The 17,839-nt window shown below is 44.7% G+C and carries 14 protein-coding genes; 7 read left to right on the top strand and 7 right to left on the bottom strand.

Annotated features, from left to right (window positions below; translation table 11 throughout):
- Positions 1–18: 18 nt before the first annotated feature.
- On the top strand, positions 19–1,821 hold the full coding sequence (oadA, locus tag MAMP_RS02125) for a sodium-extruding oxaloacetate decarboxylase subunit alpha (protein WP_007144325.1): 1,803 nt from the start codon (positions 19–21) through the stop codon (positions 1,819–1,821).
- Positions 1,822–1,823: 2 nt separating this feature from the next.
- On the opposite strand, the gene MAMP_RS02120 is transcribed toward oadA, so the two are convergent.
- Together MAMP_RS02120 and MAMP_RS02115 are read right to left on the bottom strand one after the other, a co-directional pair.
- Positions 1,824–2,372, bottom strand: a complete 549-nt coding sequence (locus MAMP_RS02120; RefSeq protein WP_007144324.1) for a Slp family lipoprotein — start codon at positions 2,370–2,372, stop codon at positions 1,824–1,826.
- A gap of 51 nt (positions 2,373–2,423) precedes the next feature.
- Positions 2,424–5,765 carry an EAL domain-containing protein gene (locus MAMP_RS02115; protein ID WP_007144323.1) on the bottom strand — a complete coding sequence of 1,114 codons (3,342 nt, stop codon included), beginning with the start codon at positions 5,763–5,765 and terminating at the stop codon, positions 2,424–2,426.
- 288 nt (positions 5,766–6,053) lie between these two features.
- On the opposite strand from MAMP_RS02115, the gene MAMP_RS02110 reads away from it, so the two are divergent.
- The 4 genes from MAMP_RS02110 (at position 6,054) to MAMP_RS02095 (ending at position 10,479) form a co-directional block, all read left to right on the top strand.
- Positions 6,054–6,824: a flagellar motor protein MotB gene (locus MAMP_RS02110; protein WP_007144322.1), complete on the top strand. Its 771-nt coding sequence runs from the start codon at positions 6,054–6,056 to the stop codon at positions 6,822–6,824.
- Positions 6,825–6,904: 80 nt separating this feature from the next.
- On the top strand, positions 6,905–8,545 hold the full coding sequence (locus MAMP_RS02105; RefSeq protein ID WP_007144321.1) for an acetolactate synthase large subunit: 1,641 nt from the start codon (positions 6,905–6,907) through the stop codon (positions 8,543–8,545).
- Between the two features lie 12 nt (positions 8,546–8,557).
- Positions 8,558–10,009, top strand: coding sequence for an aldehyde dehydrogenase family protein (locus tag MAMP_RS02100; protein WP_007144320.1), 1,452 nt, complete (start codon positions 8,558–8,560; stop codon positions 10,007–10,009).
- A gap of 65 nt (positions 10,010–10,074) precedes the next feature.
- Positions 10,075–10,479 (top strand): hypothetical protein, encoded by a 405-nt coding sequence (locus MAMP_RS02095; protein ID WP_139031822.1) that lies wholly within the window; start codon positions 10,075–10,077, stop codon positions 10,477–10,479.
- Here MAMP_RS02095 and MAMP_RS02090 read toward each other — a convergent pair.
- Positions 10,466–11,341, bottom strand: a complete 876-nt coding sequence (locus MAMP_RS02090) for an alpha/beta hydrolase (RefSeq protein ID WP_007144318.1) — start codon at positions 11,339–11,341, stop codon at positions 10,466–10,468. The genes MAMP_RS02095 and MAMP_RS02090 overlap by 14 nt on opposite strands.
- 141 nt (positions 11,342–11,482) lie before the next feature.
- Here MAMP_RS02090 and MAMP_RS02085 point away from each other — a divergent pair, with 141 nt between their 5' ends.
- Positions 11,483–12,577 (top strand): WG repeat-containing protein, encoded by a 1,095-nt coding sequence (locus tag MAMP_RS02085; protein ID WP_158005152.1) that lies wholly within the window; start codon positions 11,483–11,485, stop codon positions 12,575–12,577.
- On the opposite strand, the gene MAMP_RS02080 is transcribed toward MAMP_RS02085, so the two are convergent.
- Positions 12,559–13,479, bottom strand: a complete 921-nt coding sequence (locus MAMP_RS02080) for a mechanosensitive ion channel family protein (protein ID WP_007144316.1) — start codon at positions 13,477–13,479, stop codon at positions 12,559–12,561. The two genes, MAMP_RS02085 and MAMP_RS02080, sit on opposite strands and share 19 nt — an antisense overlap.
- A gap of 215 nt (positions 13,480–13,694) precedes the next feature.
- Between MAMP_RS02080 and MAMP_RS02075 the strand changes: the two genes are divergently transcribed.
- Entirely contained in the window at positions 13,695–14,447 is a 753-nt protein-coding gene (locus MAMP_RS02075) for a proteasome-type protease (RefSeq protein ID WP_040576138.1), read from the top strand.
- Here MAMP_RS02075 and MAMP_RS02070 read toward each other — a convergent pair.
- Genes MAMP_RS02070 through MAMP_RS02060 form a run of 3 tightly spaced genes read right to left on the bottom strand, consistent with a single transcriptional unit; the run spans position 14,389 to position 17,839 of the window.
- Positions 14,389–15,438, bottom strand: a complete 1,050-nt coding sequence (locus MAMP_RS02070; protein ID WP_007144315.1) for a zinc-binding metallopeptidase family protein — start codon at positions 15,436–15,438, stop codon at positions 14,389–14,391. The genes MAMP_RS02075 and MAMP_RS02070 overlap by 59 nt on opposite strands.
- Positions 15,435–16,376: an alpha-E domain-containing protein gene (locus tag MAMP_RS02065; protein WP_007144314.1), complete on the bottom strand. Its 942-nt coding sequence runs from the start codon at positions 16,374–16,376 to the stop codon at positions 15,435–15,437. The genes MAMP_RS02070 and MAMP_RS02065 overlap by 4 nt, the downstream gene beginning before the upstream one ends.
- Positions 16,376–17,839 carry a circularly permuted type 2 ATP-grasp protein gene (locus MAMP_RS02060; protein WP_007144313.1) on the bottom strand — a complete coding sequence of 488 codons (1,464 nt, stop codon included), beginning with the start codon at positions 17,837–17,839 and terminating at the stop codon, positions 16,376–16,378. Before MAMP_RS02060 ends, MAMP_RS02065 begins: the two co-directional genes overlap by 1 nt.

The raw sequence follows: 17,839 nt of genomic DNA, 5'->3' as shown, positions 1-17,839 counted from the left end.
AACACTGCTGGAGATTTTATGAAAAAAATTGAAGTTACTGATGTCATTCTGCGTGATGCCCACCAATCACTTATTGCAACGCGTATGCGCACTGACGATATGCTGCCTATCTGTGACAAACTCGATCAGGTCGGTTATTGGTCACTGGAAGTCTGGGGTGGCGCGACGTTCGATGCCTGTGTTCGTTATTTAAAAGAAGACCCTTGGGAAAGACTCAGACAGTTAAAACAGGCTTTACCTAAAACCCGGTTACAAATGTTATTACGTGGCCAAAACCTGCTGGGTTACCGTCACTACGCTGACGATGTGGTCAGTGCTTTTGTCGAACGTGCGGCTGAAAACGGTATTGATGTATTTCGTATTTTTGATGCGCTGAATGACCTGCGCAATCTGGAAACCGCGATGAAAGCGGTGAAAAAAGCCGGTAAACATGCTCAAGGCACCATCAGCTACACCACCAGCCCGGTTCACACGCCTGAATTGTTCGTAAAACAGGCCAAAGATCTGCAAAACATGGGCGCAGACTCCATTGCCATCAAAGATATGGCCGGTTTATTAGCCCCTTATCCGACCTATGACTTAGTTAAAGCAATTAAATCGGAAGTCGATCTACCGTTAGTCATTCACTCTCACGCCACTTCAGGTCTGGCAGCACAATGTCAGCTGAAAGCAATTGAAGCAGGTGTGGATCGTATCGATACCGCCATTTCGTCATTTGCAGGCGGTACCAGTCATCCAGCCACAGAGTCGCAAGTGGCAGCCCTACGTAATACAGACTGGGATACCGGGCTTGATCTTAACCTGTTATCCGAAATTGCTGACTATTTCCGCGAAGTTCGCAAAAAATACCATCAGTTTGAAAGTGAATTCACTGGCGAAGATGTGTCAGTACAGATCAATCAGGTTCCTGGCGGCATGATGTCAAATCTCGCCAACCAATTAAAAGAACAAAACGCATTGGACCGGATTCGTGATGTATTTGCGGAGATTCCACGTGTCCGTGAAGATTTGGGTTATCCACCATTGGTTACCCCAACCTCACAAATTGTGGGCACTCAAGCGGTATATAACGTGTTAGCCGGTGAGCGTTATAAAACGATCACCAATGAAGTGAAACGTTATTTACAAGGAGGTTACGGTCAGCCACCCGCACCTGTTAATGCTCAATTGCAGAAAAAAGCGATTGGTAACGAAGAAGTCATTGAGTCTCGTCCCGCTGATGCACTATCACCTGAGCTCAATAAGCTGAGAGCCGATATCGGTGACTTAGCGAAATCTGAAGAAGATGTGCTGACTTTTGCCATGTTCCCTGATCTTGGCCGTGAATTCCTGCAACAACGTGCTGAAGGTACCTTGAAACCAGAGCCATTATTACCGGTGACTGAAGCCAGCAATAATAAAGAAGGCATTGCCACTGAATTTAAAGTCGATGTCCATGGTGAAAGCTACGATATCGCCATCACAGGTGTGGGTGACGTCGGTGGCGGTAAACGCAAATTCTACATTTCTATTGATGGCATGCCCGAAGAAGTGACTTTCGAGGCCTTAAACGAGTATGTCAACGATAGCAGCAGTAATGCTGGTGGTCGTAAGAAAGCGACAGATCCTGGACATGTCACGGCACCACTACCAGGCAATGTTGTTGATGTTCTGGTGCAGGAAGGTGACAAAGTGGAAGCGGGCCAAGCCTTGTTAGTCATGGAAGCCATGAAAATGGAAACCGAGTTGCTGGCTAATATCTCTGGCACAGTAAAAGCACTGCATGTGAAAAAAGCCGACCGCGTTACACCCGGTGAAACCTTAATTGAGATAGTCGAATAAGGTTACCAATAGTAGCCATCATAATAACGCCATGAAGGGCGTAAGTCTGGCCCGTAATACGGGCCATAGGCGAAGGGGTCATAATAGTACGGATGACCTCGCCAATAAGGATCACGTGAGTAATCATTCTTACTCCAGCGATACAATTGAGTAGCCGTCACTACCGGTAAGCTCATCGATTTTTTATCGATAGTGACTGTCTCTTTGTTTTTAACAATCCCCGCTACCGTGATTAATGTACCGGCTTTATAGATGTAGGGGTCGATAAAGCTATCTGAATGGATTAGAAAGCGGCCCTGACTGACACCATCACTATCGGGTCTTCCAAAACTGTTGAGTGGAAACTGAACGACATGGATGGTGGAACCGTTATCATCATTCTCCACTTTCACCACTTGTCCTCCCCAGCGAATGCTATCTCCCTTATGCTGTTCTGCTTGCGTAGCCACCTGACTCAATTGCCAATCAGGCGAAGGGGCTTCTTTTATTGCCACAGGCAAATTACTACACGCACTGAGAAGCAACATCACTATTGGAAGCAAAAACCGCATTTTGTTTCACCCTTTTCATTCAAGTTCTATTGAGACTGAAATTGTGATGAGTTAGTTCTGACCAGGCTCTCTTGCAATGAAAAATATATCGTTCTCGATACCGCTAATCATGAACAATAATCGCTGATAGATCTTCTCAAAGTCTTCAACACAAGCTATGGCATCAGACATTTTTTCAGCTAAGGCATACTCTCGCATTTGAGTAGCCAGTGTGTGCCATTCCCGATGTGTTTTCGCAAGTTCATCGAGCCAGGATTCTTCAAATAGATTCTGATTTTTAACACGTTCAATCCATGTACCACAGTGACAGTAATGAATATCCATTATCGGCCATTGTGTTGATATGGCAGAATCAATATTTTGATCAAAATTACTTAAAAATACTTTTCGCCACCGCTCCAGTGTCAGAGATAAAAAACGCAAGGCTTTTTGTCTGGGAGAGAGCAGCAAGTCCACCGCAGCCAGCCACTGAGGATCAGCATGGTAATGTGCTAGCCAGGGAAGCACTTCATCACTCGGCATCGGCTTAGCAATGCCATAGCCTTGTGCATTCTCACAGCCGATGAGCAATAGCATCAAACCATGTTCAACACTTTCCACCCCTTCCGCGATAACCTGTCGATTAAAGGCTTCCGCCAGTCCGGTCACACCATCCACAATGGTGTAATCCTGGGGGTCATCAAGCATGTCACGAATGAAACTCTGATCAATCTTAATGGTATCCGCATTCAAATGACGTAAATGGGTCAGAGAGGAATAACCCGTGCCAAAATCATCTAAAGCGACCGAAACACCAAGAGAGTCTCTACATTTTCTGATGATCTTGGTGATAGCACCGATATCACCCAATGCGGATGTTTCCACAATTTCCAGCTGTAGGTAGTCTGTGCTGATATCCGGATACTGATTCAGCATAGCTTCCACAGTTTCCACAAAGTAAGCCGACTGCAAATGGTAAGAAGCAATATTGACACTTATTGAGATGCGATAGCCAGCATGATGTAATAGCTGCAGTTGTTGAAGCGCTTGCTGCAAAACCCACTGCCCCATTTCAATTTCTAATTCACTGTCGGCAATCAGTGGTAAAAACTTCAGCGGCGTTAATAAACCACGTGTTGGATGTTGCCAGCGGATCAAGGCTTCCATACCAAACACCTCGCCAGTCGTCATATTGACTTTAGGCTGGTAAAACAATCGGAATTCATTGCTTTGCAAGCCCTGGCGAATATCATGTAGTAGCTGTTGTTTTTCGATATTCAACTGATTGTCGGCCGGGTTGAATAATTGATAATGATTACGGCCAGATAATTTAGCCTGATACATACTTTGGTCAGCATGACGCAATAAAGTATCAAGATCATCATTTTCCTGAGTGTAAAAACTGACCCCGCTTGATGCACTGATGTTCAGGCGTAAATCATCCACGTGGTAGGGTTGAGCAATCGACTGATGAATGCGTTTCAGCATCTCTTCACACTCTTCGACTGACTCAACATCACGAAAAATAATGGCAAATTCATCCCCACCAAATCGTGAAATCGTATCTTCTTCCCGCACATTGCTTTTTAATCGGTTAGCCACCTCGACCAGTAGTTGGTCACCCACATCATGACCATAAGTATCATTAACGGGTTTAAAGTCATCCAGATCAACAAAACAGATGGCCAGCATGCTGCCAGAGCGTTTGCAGTGAGCCACTGCTTGTGAAAAACGATCAGCGAACAAGACGCGGTTAGGCAGTTTTGTCAGCACATCGTAATGCGCCATCAGCTCAAGAATATCCTGCTGTTCTTTTGCCTGAGTAATATCAGAAAACAACCCGACAAAATGTCGCGTCGTACCGTCATCATCCATTAAGGAAGAGACGGTTAACAGTTCAGCATATAGTTCACCATTTTTTCTACAGTTCCAGACCTCACCCTGCCAATAGCCATGCTCCGTTATTGATTTCCACATGTTCTGAAAAAACTCAGGAGGGTGTTTACCGGAACTCAATAAATGAGGTGTATGACCTATTGCCTCTTCACGACTGTAACCTGTGATGTTACAAAACGCCGGATTAACATCGGTAATCACACCTCTGGTATCGGTGATCATGATGGCTTCGTGTGCTTGATTGAATACGCGTGATGAAAACCGTAACTGTTCTTCCGCTTCCTTACGTACAGTGATGTCATATATCACCAGTAACGTTTCATCACCAAAGGTATTTTCAACGACTGAAGAACTAACCAGCACAACACGCGATTTACCTGATTTAGTCTGAATTTCTATCTCAAAGGCATTGCTCATGCTGCTGATATGAGTCACTTCAGTTACGAAATCCTGCTTCAGTTTTTCTCGCTGCTGCTGCACCTGAGCAATTAATTGGCGCCAATTTGGTAGAGACTCAATATCTTCCAGCGAATAACCGAAGGTTTCTTTAAAGGCCTGGTTAATAAACGTCACTCGTTGTTGTTTGTCCATTAACACATAAGGCACTGGTGATGATTGAATCAGATTGCGATATTTATAGTTCGCAATAGATGCCACCAACACAAAGCGAATAATGGCTGCCAACAATAAAAAAACAATGCTAGCAATGCCATAGATCGCTACCACCTGCTGCCAGTAATTTTGGGGTAATCCTGACCAACCACCTTTAGGTTCGGCAGCGAGTATCCACTCTCCCTCTGGCAATTTGAGGGTCTGTATCAGCGTCGGTTGCTGAAACAATGCCGGATCCCCAAAAAACACGGCACCCTGTCTACCAAGGCTGTCTTTACCACGTATTGCCAGTTTAAACGGCATGGGATCCTTCAAACCCACGTGACTAAAAAACTTATCGACATCAATAACTGCTGAAATGAGCCCCCAAAAATATTCTTCACCTGTATTTTCATCGTTTAAGAACACAGGTACACGAGTCACCAACCCTGTTCCTCCCTGCTTTAATTCAAGCGGCCCTGCCAGCACAAGCTCACGCGTGCGTCTGGCCCTGTCAGCAGCCTCAAACTGCTCAGGTTCTTTACGATAATCCAGGCCGATGGCGAGCTCATTGCCTTCCACCGGATACATGTACTTAATGATCATGTCCGGCGCCGCAGCAATGTTGCGAATTTCTGACTCGTTATTCACCAAATAACCGACAGCCTCCGCAAATTGTTTCTGCGTTAAATGCTGATTGACGGCAAACAGGCTTGGTAGACCACGAATAAGTTGAATATGAGTTTGTAGCTCGGTGCTTAGGCGGTTCTGATATTCCGTCAAGAAGTTTTGAGTCTGTGCGTATTGCTCAGAGCGATAATTATCATCTAAACGTTCACTAATAAATGTCGCTACTGAGATGAAGATCACAGCTAGCACAGCCAGTATGCTATAGAATGCCATTCTTGTATAAGTGTTGGTGTACATAACTGGCTATCGCTTTAACGACATGAAATATAAGCTCTTTTCACAAAGAGCGTCCTCGCAATCCTTGGGGAAAAATCGATAGTGACTTATACCACTATCGCTTTTATACACAGGCAAGCTTCTCAACAACACTTGCAACATACGTATTAATGCAACATATTAACGTGTATACGATTGATTCGCATAGCAATATCTATACCCCTAAAAGAGCATAAAGGTATCAGATAATGCGAACTGGTCGGACAAAAGCGAGTAGATTTGAATAACCAGAGCCAATACCGACCCAATATGAAGAAACAAAGCAGTGGAATCCCTCGCTATTTAGCCACTTTCGCTGATCTTATGACTTTGTTACTTTGCTTTTTTGTATTGCTGCTCAGTATGGCTGAAATTGACGCACTTAAATACAAAGTCGTGGTTCGCTCGATGGAGAATGCTTTTGGCGTAAAAAAAGATACGCCCGAAGAGATCGTCAAAGCCACCAGCATCATTAAACAGACCTTCTCCCCATCTCCTACAGATACACCATCACCGCTCTCTAAGATCTTCCAAGAAAGCCTGAACGACGAACGTGTCATCAAAATTCATGATGCCAATTTGTATCAGAGAGCAAAATTGAATAGCCTAATGGCAACGCTACAGAAAAAATTCATCAAAGCGATTACAGCAGGGCAGCTGAGTCTGGAAACTATTGATGACCGGGTCATTATTCGCATTAATGAAAATGCTTCTTTTCCCTCAGGACAAGCAACTTTAAAATCCGGGATATTGCCGGTTATTGCTCATATCTCTGATGTACTGACGGAACTCAATACTACTTTTGTAGTCGCAGGACATACAGATAACGTCCCACTGAGCAATTTAAATTATCGGTCGAACTGGGAGTTATCCGCAGCGAGGGCAACATCAGTAGTGCATGCATTATTGGGTAATAAAGGCTTACAACCCGAACAATTCAGAGTTGAAGCGTATGCCGATACCAGACCTATTCGGTCAAACCTGACCTCACAAGGGCGTGCGATGAACCGTCGGGTTGAAATTGGCATTATTAACCCATAGCGGTAAGCTGAATTATCACTATATAATCAAGTTAACAGAAAACAGATCGGCCCCCTGAAACCAACGGATAAGGACGCATCATGAAAACATCAGACCTACTCGTCAAAGCACTGGAAAACGAAGGGGTCGAATATATCTTCGGCATTCCCGGCGAAGAAAATCTGGATTTTCTTGATTCATTAAAGCATTCCTCTATCAGGCTGATTATTACTCGCCACGAACAAGGCGCAGGATTCATGGCTGCCAACTACGGGCGGCTAACGGGTAAACCTGGTGTATGTTTATCGACACTTGGGCCTGGCGCAACCAATCTGGTCACCCCTGCCGCTTATGCACAACTAGGTGGTATGCCGATGTTGATCATTACCGGGCAAAAACCCATCAAAGAAAGCAAACAAGCCTTGTTTCAGATTGTGGATGTAGTCAATATGCTGCGCCCGATCACTAAGTTCACCAAACAAGTCGTGCATGGCAGCACTATCGCCGCCACTGTTCGTGAGGCTTTCCGTATCGCCGTCGAAGAACGACCCGGCGCAGTTCATATTGAACTTCCGGAGGACATTGCTGCGGAAGAAGCTCATCAGCGTATATACACGGTTGAAACTATCCGCCGTCCGGACGCCGATAACCGCACGATTCAACATGCTTTGAAAATGATTGAAGAGGCGTCAATGCCTCTACTACTAATCGGTGCCGGAGCCAACCGTAAACGAGCCAGTGCTGCTTTAACAAAATTTGTCGAACATACCGGTATTCCCTTTTTCAACACGCAACTGGGCAAAGGCGTGATTGATGAGCGGCATGATAGCTATCTGGGTACCGCTGCGTTGTCAGAATCGGACTTCTTACACTGTGCTATTGAACGAGCGGATCTGATTATTAATGTGGGTCACGATGAAGTAGAAAAACCGCCTTTCTTCATGAAAGATGGCGGCGCTCAAGTCATTCATATTAATTTCCATGCCGCTGAAATTGATCCTGTCTACTTCCCCCAACTCGATGTAGTCGGTGATATCGCCACCTCCATTAATCGTCTGCGTACGGGTTTAACAGTTCAACCACATTGGGACTTTTCGTATTACTACAGAGTAAAACAAGAAGTAAATGAACGGCTGTCCAAATACAGCGATGATGAACGCTTCCCTATCCTGCCGCAGAGTGCAGTACGCATTATTCGTGAAGCCATGGGTGAAGAAGATATCCTCGCTCTGGATAATGGGGTATACAAAATCTGGTTTGCTCGAAACTATCCTAGCTATTACTACAACTCACTGCTGCTGGACAATGCCCTCGCCACAATGGGAGCAGGACTATCCACCGCGATGATGGCGAAAATGCTGAATCCGGATCATAAAGTCATGGCTGTCTGTGGTGATGGCGGCTTTATGATGAATTCACAAGAAATGGAAACCGCTGTCAGACTAGGCCTTGATTTGGTCGTGTTGATATTCAACGACAACGCCTATGGCATGATCAAGTGGAAACAAGAAGGTATGGGCTTTGAAGATTATGGCCTTAACTTTAATAACCCCGATTTTGTCAAATATGCCGATAGCTATGGCGCGATTGGTCACAGACCCACCAGTCATGCCGAGTTCGTCAAAACCCTTGATTACGCTCTCAATGCCAAAGGGGTTCACCTGATTGATCTGGCTGTTGATTACTCGCTGAATTACTCCATCCTTAGTGAAGGCCTGAAACAAAAAATCTGTATTTTATAAGGAGCTTATATAATGACCACGCCCCATTTTCCGTTGAAGATCGCTTGTTTATCAAAAACGGATGCTTCCCGGGCGGAAGTCTTCTCGCCCTTTAATGAACAATTACTCGGCACTGTCGATCAAGCAAATAAAGCGGATATTGATAAAGCCTTAAGCACGGCACATTCGCTATTTAAAGACCGATCACAGTGGCTTTCCGTTGTTGAACGTATCGGCATTCTCGAAAAAGCCGTTGAGATGATGAAAGCAGAGGCAGAAAGTCTCGCTGTCGGTGCGGCTGAAGAAGGTGGTAAACCCCTTATTGATTCTCAGGTCGAAATGAATCGCTGTATTGATAGTATTCGTGCCTGTATTGATGGCTTGCGAAATGATGCACCGCATACGATTCCCATGGGTATTAATCCAGCCTCGCAGCACCGTTTAACCACAATACGTAAAGAACCAATTGGTGTAGTGGTTGCCATCAGCGCATTTAATCATCCACTTAATCTTATCGCTCATCAGGTCGGTCCGGCGATTGCCACAGGTTGCCCGGTCATTGTAAAACCTGCTGAAAAAACACCTTTATCCTGTTTCCGCCTGGTGGAAATATTCCATAAAGCCGGTTTGCCAGAGGGCTGGTGTCAGGCTTTACTGACGGAAAGTCACGAAGATACCGAATCTCTGGTCACCGATGATCGTGTGGCCTTTCTGAGCTTTATCGGTAGCGCTAAAGTGGGCTGGTATTTACGCTCAAAACTCGCCCCCGGCACACGATGCGCCCTTGAGCATGGGGGTGTGGCTCCGGTTATTGTGACTAAAGATGCTGATATTGAAGCGGCTATTCCCGGTCTCAGCAAAGGTAGTTTTTATCATGCAGGCCAGGTGTGCGTCTCTGTACAACGGATCTATGCTCATCGCTCTATTGCCAGACAATTGGCAGAAAAATTAGCGGAAGCGGCCAAACAGCTTAAAGTGGGAGATCCGGTATCAGCCGATACGGAAGTGGGCCCAATTATCAAAAAATCTGAGCTAACTCGGATTGATGATTGGGTGAAGGAAGCCATTAACGCTGGTGCTGAATGTCTGTGTGGTGGTAAAGCATTAGCTGATAACTGTTACGCACCTACGGTGTTATTCAACCCACCAGCGAATGCCAAAGTCACCACATCTGAAGTGTTTGGCCCTGTCGTCAATGTGTATCCATTTGATGATATTGATGAGGCTCTGGCGGCGGCTAACAGTCTGCCCTTTGCCTTCCAGGCCTCGGTATACAGTCGCGAGTTAAATGCGGCGATGTATGTGGCTGACAAGCTCGATGCGTCGGCTGTGATGATTAATGAACACACCGCATTCCGCGTCGACTGGATGCCTTTTGCCGGTTTAAAACACTCCGGTTTAGGTACAGGTGGTATTCCTTACACGATGGAAGATATGCAGGTTGAAAAGATGATTGTGATGACATCAAAAGGTATTTCTGCCTGAATATGATTAATTTAAACAACAAGGCACTGTTTTTAACAGTGCCTTTTTTCTTGGCCTCTCTGCTAATGTTTGTATCAAAAGCGAATGCTGACACTGATGTTAGAGCGGTAACAAAACCCAGTGTGAATCGTTTTACGCCACTCAATTCTAACCATTCCTCCTCATTGTCCCTATCACCCTCGGGCTGCGTCAGAACAACCGAAACAGTGACCTTATCTGGAATGGTGGATAGTCCAGAAAAAAAATGGCTACTCAAGTCTGGTGATGATTGGCTGCCTATAAAAACAAAGGTCGTTAATAAAAAACAGATCTTATTGACGTTACCGGCAACACAGCTTTCAGCAGGTCAGTCTTATCCCTTATTTGCAGTGGAAGGTAAGCATCAAATTGATTCAGGGCTGAGCATCACGATCTGTCCCGCTTTTAGCCAATTACCTTTATTACCCGCCCCTGCGCCTAAAACTGATTAATAAATTCAATAATGGTTTGCCTGAGCTTATCATCGCCTCTTAAAGGTTTAGCCAGATGAGAAACCATGGCTACGTGATTTAGCGCTTCAAACTCGACAAGCTGAACCGGACCGTTTTTCCGCTTAATCTCTGCAGCCAGATTAATACTGTTCCTGGGTAACACCGTGTGGTCCTTGTTACCTACCATCAGTAACATTGGCGGGTTTTCACCATCAACAAACTGAATCGGCTGACTTTGCCAGCGCTCTGGTTCAGGGCCAAAGATATGCTTCAAGCGCTGACTCTTTAAAGGCAAGAAATCATAGGGCCCGGCCAAACCAATCATGCCTTGAATATCTGTTGGCTTATAACCGTAGTTAGCCAAATATGATGCATTCAAGCTTAATAATGCTGCAATATGTGCCCCGGCCGAATGCCCGGCAATAAATACCTGTTGTTTGTCACCACCGTAGTCACGAATATGTTCAAACACCCAAGCCATCGACCGTGCGGCATCATCGACAAATTCAGGGAAGACCACTTCAGGATACAAACGATAATCAGGAATGATGACAATATAGCCAGCAGATGTCAGCGCTTCTGCAACAAACTTATAATCAGCTTTATCACCTGAGTCCCAACTGCCACCGTAAAAGAATACGATTGTCTTCAGTGGTTGTTTGAATGTAGCTGCTCCAGGCAGATAAATATCCAGCTTTTGTCTTTGGCTCGTACCATAAGCCTGGTCCGCTATTTTTTGATAACCATCTTCTGGTACCAGTGCATTTAATACCGTCACGGGTGAACAAGCATTACATAGCGATACCATCAGTGCCGTCACTGTCCGTTGAAAAACCTGCCAATAACGCCCTCTGATTAACATCGACAACCCATTTCTGAAAGCCCTACAAATATAAAATAAACCTTTGATTTATATTGTTATTAGGTTCACGTGAAATTCACGTTAAGCGGCAGAGACTCAAGTTAACAATCAACGTCAAAGGTGATGATGATGAAACGTTTTATGATTAAAATCCTTCTGACTTTCTCTCTCATGCCATTCTCTGCTGCCATGGCAAATAAGATAGTCATTAATTATGACTTTGATGCCGTTAGCCCCTTCTATCAAGACACCGCTATTGTTGTACAGAATAAACAAGGCATACCTTATGTTGGTCTTATCAACACGGTTGGTGAATTTATTCTGCCGCCTCAAAAACACATTGAAATAAAAGCGTTTAATGAGGGACTTGCGCCAATCCGCATTGATCAGCGCTGGGGTTTTATTGATACCAGTGGTCAGATAGTCATTCCTGCCATATTTAAGAAACTAACCTCTTTTAATGAAGGCTTAGCAGCTGTATTAGAAGAAGATAAGTGGGGATTCATTAATACAAAAGGTGAGTGGGTGATCTCTCCCCGATTTGATAAAGCTGACATCTTTCAGGAAGGCAAAGCCGCTGTGAAACAATATGGCTCCTGGGGATTTATTGATGAACAAGGCAGATGGGTTGTTCAGGCAAAATTTCGTGACACAAAGCGCTTTAGTGGCGGCCTGGCAGCGGTGAAAACAAATGATGGTTGGGGCTATGTAGACACTCAAGGTCATATAGTGATTACCCCCAAATACGACACTGTTTACTCTTTTAATGAGCAGCGCGCCTTAGTCAGTAACAATCAAAGCTGGAGGTTTATATCTCAAGACGGCACTTTATTAAATGATAAAGAATATGAGCACGCTCAGCCCTTTAGTGAAGGTAAAGCCGTGGTGATGCATAATGGCAAATATGGCTATATTGATATACAAGGAAATGAGCTGGTCAGCCCGCTTTATGATAATGCCTGGTCATATAGAGATGGTCTGGCCAGAGTAGAAAAAGCCGGAAAAGTCGGCTATCTGGATGCAACGGGCAAGCTTGTTATCGAACCTCAATATAAATGGGGCCAGTCTTTTCAGGAAGGGCTGGCAGCCGTCACCTTAGATTACTGGGATTATGGTTATATCAACCAACGTGGTGAGCTGGTTATTCCTCCTCAGTATGATGATGCCAAACCGTTTAATAACGGCTTGGCACCGGTCAAACATGAGGGTAAATGGGGTTATGTCTCTTTTGATTGATTCGCGGCTGCTTCCATCAATTTCACGTCAAATGGTTTACTGGCTTCGCCGAAATAAACCGTGCTGTGAGGGAATGGAATTTCGATATTTTTCTCATCAAAGCTCAGCTTGATGCGTCTTAAAAACTCTCGGCCAACCGTCCACTGTTGAATGGGCAGCGTTTTGATTCTGCCCTTAATAATCACTGCCGAATTATCGAGTTTATCCACACCAAAAATCTCGGGTGGTTCAAGAATCAAGTTTTTCATATCTTCGTCGGCCATCAGCCCATCAGCGACTTCCCGAATGACTTCTATTACCTCATCGGTATTTTCTTTATACGCCACGCCGATATCAAACACATAAGCTGACCATTCAGTCGTCATATTACTTAGTGTGGTAATCGTGCCATTTGGAAAAAAGTGCACAATACCGGCCAAATCGCGTAATACGGTGGTGCGGAAATTAATGGCCTCTACTAAACCACCGGTACCATTAATCACGGCCACATCACCGACCCGTATCTGATTTTCCAGAATCATAAAAAAGCCTGAAATCACATCCCTCACCAGGTTTTGCGCCCCAAAGCCAATCGCCAAGCCGACAATCCCGGCACTGGCAATAAGCGGTCCGACTTCCACGCCAATTTCTCTTAATATAATCAGGAAAAAAGTAATCCATATTGCCAATAGGCCGGCTTGTTTTAACAATCTGACAATGGTTTCGATGCGCTTTCTGGATTCCAATGAAGACTCGCCCCTCGCGGTCGCCTTCCCGACCAGTCTTACTTCAAAGCGCTGCAGTGCCGATTTCATCAACCACGTCGCCACCCAGGCAATAATAAAGATAAGCACCATTCGCAAGCTGGCAGTAATAATGGCAGACCAGCTGATCTCTTCAATAAAAGTTTTTATTGATTCCATCATTTACTCCGTTAAAAAGGTGAATTCAGACGTCATATCCGAGATAATATTTCACATGTGAATGCGAGTTAACAGCGCTGTTAATACATCGATTCATACTGTAACGACTCAGTAGCCCATCAACGGGTTCCATTCTTTTGTCGTGAGCAATAAATCAGGATTGCTCAATCTCTTATTTTTGACTATCTTTAATCGCAGCCATTACTGGAACGACTATGACCTATTGTATTGCCATATCACTAGATAAAGGATTAGTGCTTACCTCCGACTCAAGAACCAACGCAGGTATTGATCAGGTCAGCACATACAGCAAGATGTTTCGTTTCAGTACAAAGGCTGATCGCTGTATCGCCATTCTAAGCGCGGGTAATCTGGCTACCACGCAATGTGTGATAGAACAGCTGAACCGGGATCTGCGTGAAGATAATGAAACCAGCCTCAATACGACTCATTATCTATCCGATACTGCCGATTATGTAGGTGATGTATTAAGCCAGCGTATCAAACGTTACAGCGAAGACCAACAGTCCGGCTTTTCACCCGATGCCACTTTATTGATGGCAGGACAAATCAAAGGCCAACCGCCACAGGCTTTTCTGATTTATCCCCAAGGAAATCACATTACCACCAGTCGCGAAACACCCTATCTGCAGATTGGCGAAAGCAAATACGGCAAACCCGTGCTGGATCGCTTTCTGACAATGAAAACCTCGTTAACGGATGCCGCCACCTGCTCCTTAATATCCATGGATTCGACCATGAAGAGTAATGTCAGTGTTGGGCCACCTATTGAAGTATTGATATATGAAACCGATAGCTTAGCGTTTAAACATCACTATCGCTTTGATACGGAAGATGCTTTTCTGATTAATTTACGTCGTGAATGGGGTAATAAACTGAATCAGGCATTTAAAGAAATGCCACGGATTCCCGAGTCTTTTTCAACGGATTCAGCAGCTGATGAATAAATTTCAGTTTTTTTCTCACTGAGGCTGACACGACAAAAGGGTAGGCATCTGTATTACCCACACTTCGATTTAATGCATTCATTTTCACCACCAGCGACAACCAATCAGTCATCAATACATCAAAATCACTGGCATAATCAAAATGGTCAATCAGCCCATAAGCCACCGCTGTTTCCATGGTGTCACTCATCATCAGATAATGTGACCACGTTTCTGCCCAGTCTTCCATTGGGTGAGCGCTGGCGTATGCAGACAGATAAAACTCCGGCCAATCCGTCGCCGGCCCATCACTGTAATAGCTATTTAAACTGCTTTGATAATCTTGTTCAGTAAAACCGAATACATCACAGAAAATGGCGTAATGTTCTGTCTCTTTAATCAAGATATCCCAATAGTAGTGGCCAATCTCATGACGAAAATGGCCCAGCAAAGTTCGATAAGATTCATTCATCGCTTCACGGGTAGCTTCCCTGAAGCTACCATCCGCCTCGGCAGCATTGAGCGTAATCACACCTTGGCTATGACCACTCAACACATGTTCAAGGGCTAAGTCAGGATTCGTTCGCTGATCTTCAAGAAAATCAAACACCAAGCCATGCTCATAGCCCTGATAATAAGCGTTAATTGGCAGATTTAATCTGAGTAAACCATAAATCATACGGCGTTTGGCTGCTTCCAGCGTGCGCCAACGACGCCAATTATCCGGCTGGGTCAACATCGGTATCGTTCTGGTCAAGGCACAGGAAATACACTGCGTGTTGGGCGAATCAGCTGGGATTAACCAGTTACAAGCCAGCTCATGGTCACGGTGAAAACAACTGCGATAACGTTGTAACGGAAAAAGATCCGTCATCAGCCAGGCATTATCATCTTCTTGCAGACTTGAAAGTTGTTGCAGCTCAGGGATAAAGCCTAATTGACTGCCACAGACACCACAGTGCGTGTTTTCAAAAAAGATTTCTTGCCCACACTGGCAAAAGAAACGTCTCATGAGACTGAATAATCCGGATAAAACCAATTACTGGTAATGCTGGTATTCAAACGATTTAACAAAATCTGTAACTCATCCATCATCAGTCGTATGGTTTCCGGTGGATTTTTCTCCGCACTGTAGTCCTGTAATCGTGTCAAAATCTCAATCTGCTGTTCCAGTACTTGTTTCTCACCCGGTAAATACTCCAGGTAATTGCCTATAGAATTGACCGAAAAACTTAATGAACGAGGGAAGGCTTTATCCTGAATTAAGAACGTGAGTACTTTCTCGCCCTTTAGTGACGAATTATGTGCCTGAATATACATTTGCTGAGCATTTAACACTCTAAGCAAGGTCGCCCACAAAATACCTTCATGCTGCCTTAAAGCATCACTACGATTATCTGACATTAATAAAGTAGCGAGCTCAAGTATTCGGCTTGTCATATCTGCCCGCTCAAGATGTTTACCTGCTTGTAGGAAATCATAGGCGTAATTACGGCTCATATGATTAGCAATCATACCCCATATACACTGACAAGCCTCCATAATAGTGAGTAATAACTTCTGTCTTCTGCGCCTATTTCCAATAGATGATAATTCGCTTTTCACTAATAGGTGCAGCTCGTTGACTTGCTCCCACACTTCCTCAGGCAGCACATCAAGTGACGTCCGAGCATTTTCTCTGACAGCAGATAAATTATTGATAAGTGAGCCACCATAGCTGGGATCAGACAACAGAAAATGCATGATGTCATATTCATTTTCGCGGGGGTGTTTAGCGTAATAAAGCTGCTCCGCATCAAAAATGGTCACTAAGGTAAACCAGTTCACTTCCATATGTTCCGGTAAGTCCATTAACAATGCGGTATGCACATTAATTAAACGAGCCGTGTTTTCTACACGTTCCAGATAACGTGCTAACCAGTAAACCCTTTCAGCAACACGGGATAACATTAGTCTTCCTCCACAAGCTGGCGGCTTTCATCGACAATCCAGGTATCTTTACTTCCTCCACCCTGAGATGAGTTAACTACTAATGAACCTTTGACCATCGCCACACGGGTTAGCCCGCCAGGTGTGACATAAACATCATCTCCAGAGAGGATGAAAGGCCTCAAATCAACATGACGGGGGGCGATGGTTTCATCACAACAGGTGGGAGAGACCGATAAACTCAAGGTGGGCTGAGCAATATAATTTTTTGGATCATTGATTAGTAAATCACGAAACTCTTCCACTTTCTCCGCAGAAGAATGTGGCCCGACCAGCATACCGTAACCACCCGACTCATTCGCAGGCTTGACCACTAACTCAGGAAGGTGTTGAAGCACGTGCTGCAGATCCTCATCATTACGACATAACCAGGTAGGTACATTACTTAAGATAGGCTCTTCATTCAGGTAATAACGGATCATATCGGGCACATAGGCATAAATGACTTTGTCATCAGCCACACCGCAACCAGGCGCATTGGCAATGGCTACCTTACCGGCACGCCATGAACGCATGATGCCCGGTACCCCCAACATCGAATCAGGGCGAAAGACTTCCGGATCAATAAAATCGTCATCGATACGGCGGTAAATCACATCAACACGCTCAAGACCATGAATGGTTTTCATATAGACATAGTCGTCATCACCCACCAGCAGATCGGCCCCTTCCAGTAAAATCAAACCTGCCTGCTGAGCCAGAAACGCATGCTCAAAATAGGCAGAGTTATAGATACCTGGTGTCAACAAAGCCATCGTGGGATTAGATAAATCGGGGCGTAATGAGGCGAGCATTTCAGCTAAATGCTCGGGATAAGCATCAACAGGACTAATATTTAATAATTTAAATAACTCGGGGAAAACGCGTTTAGTGGTTTTTCTGTTTTCAAGCATATAAGCCACACCCGATGGCACCCGTAGATTATCCTCAAGCACATATAAAGTACCTTCATGATCACGTACCAGATCAGAACCACAGATATTTGCCCAGACACCATGAGCCGGTGTCATACCATGGCATTCTTTACGGTAGCCTTTTGACTGATACACAACGTCGGCGGGCATAATGCCATCGTTGATAATGTTACCTTCGTTATAAATATCCTGAATGAACTGATTTAAGGCACGAATACGTTGTTTCAGCCCCTTTTCGGTGCGTTCCCACTCACCTTTGGGGATAGCGCGGGGAATAATATCGAACGGCCAAGCCCGGTCTATATTCCCTGCATCGCTATATATGGTGAAGGTAATACCACGCTCCAGCATTTCCACTTCTGACTCTTTAACACGCTGCGTAAAGGCTTCTTTTTCCATGCAACGCAAGTATTCAAGTAACTTAAAACTGAATGCTCTGGGCTGATGTTTTGCAAACATGAGTTCATCAAAAAATGATCCCGGATCGTAGTCTTTCCATATGTCCTTCAT

It is taken from the genome of Methylophaga thalassica MP, from assembly GCF_000214595.1.
Lineage (GTDB): Bacteria > Pseudomonadota > Gammaproteobacteria > Nitrosococcales > Methylophagaceae > Methylophaga > Methylophaga thalassica.
Note: the sequence above shows the minus strand (reverse complement) of the source record. Positions and strands in the feature narration are given on the sequence as shown.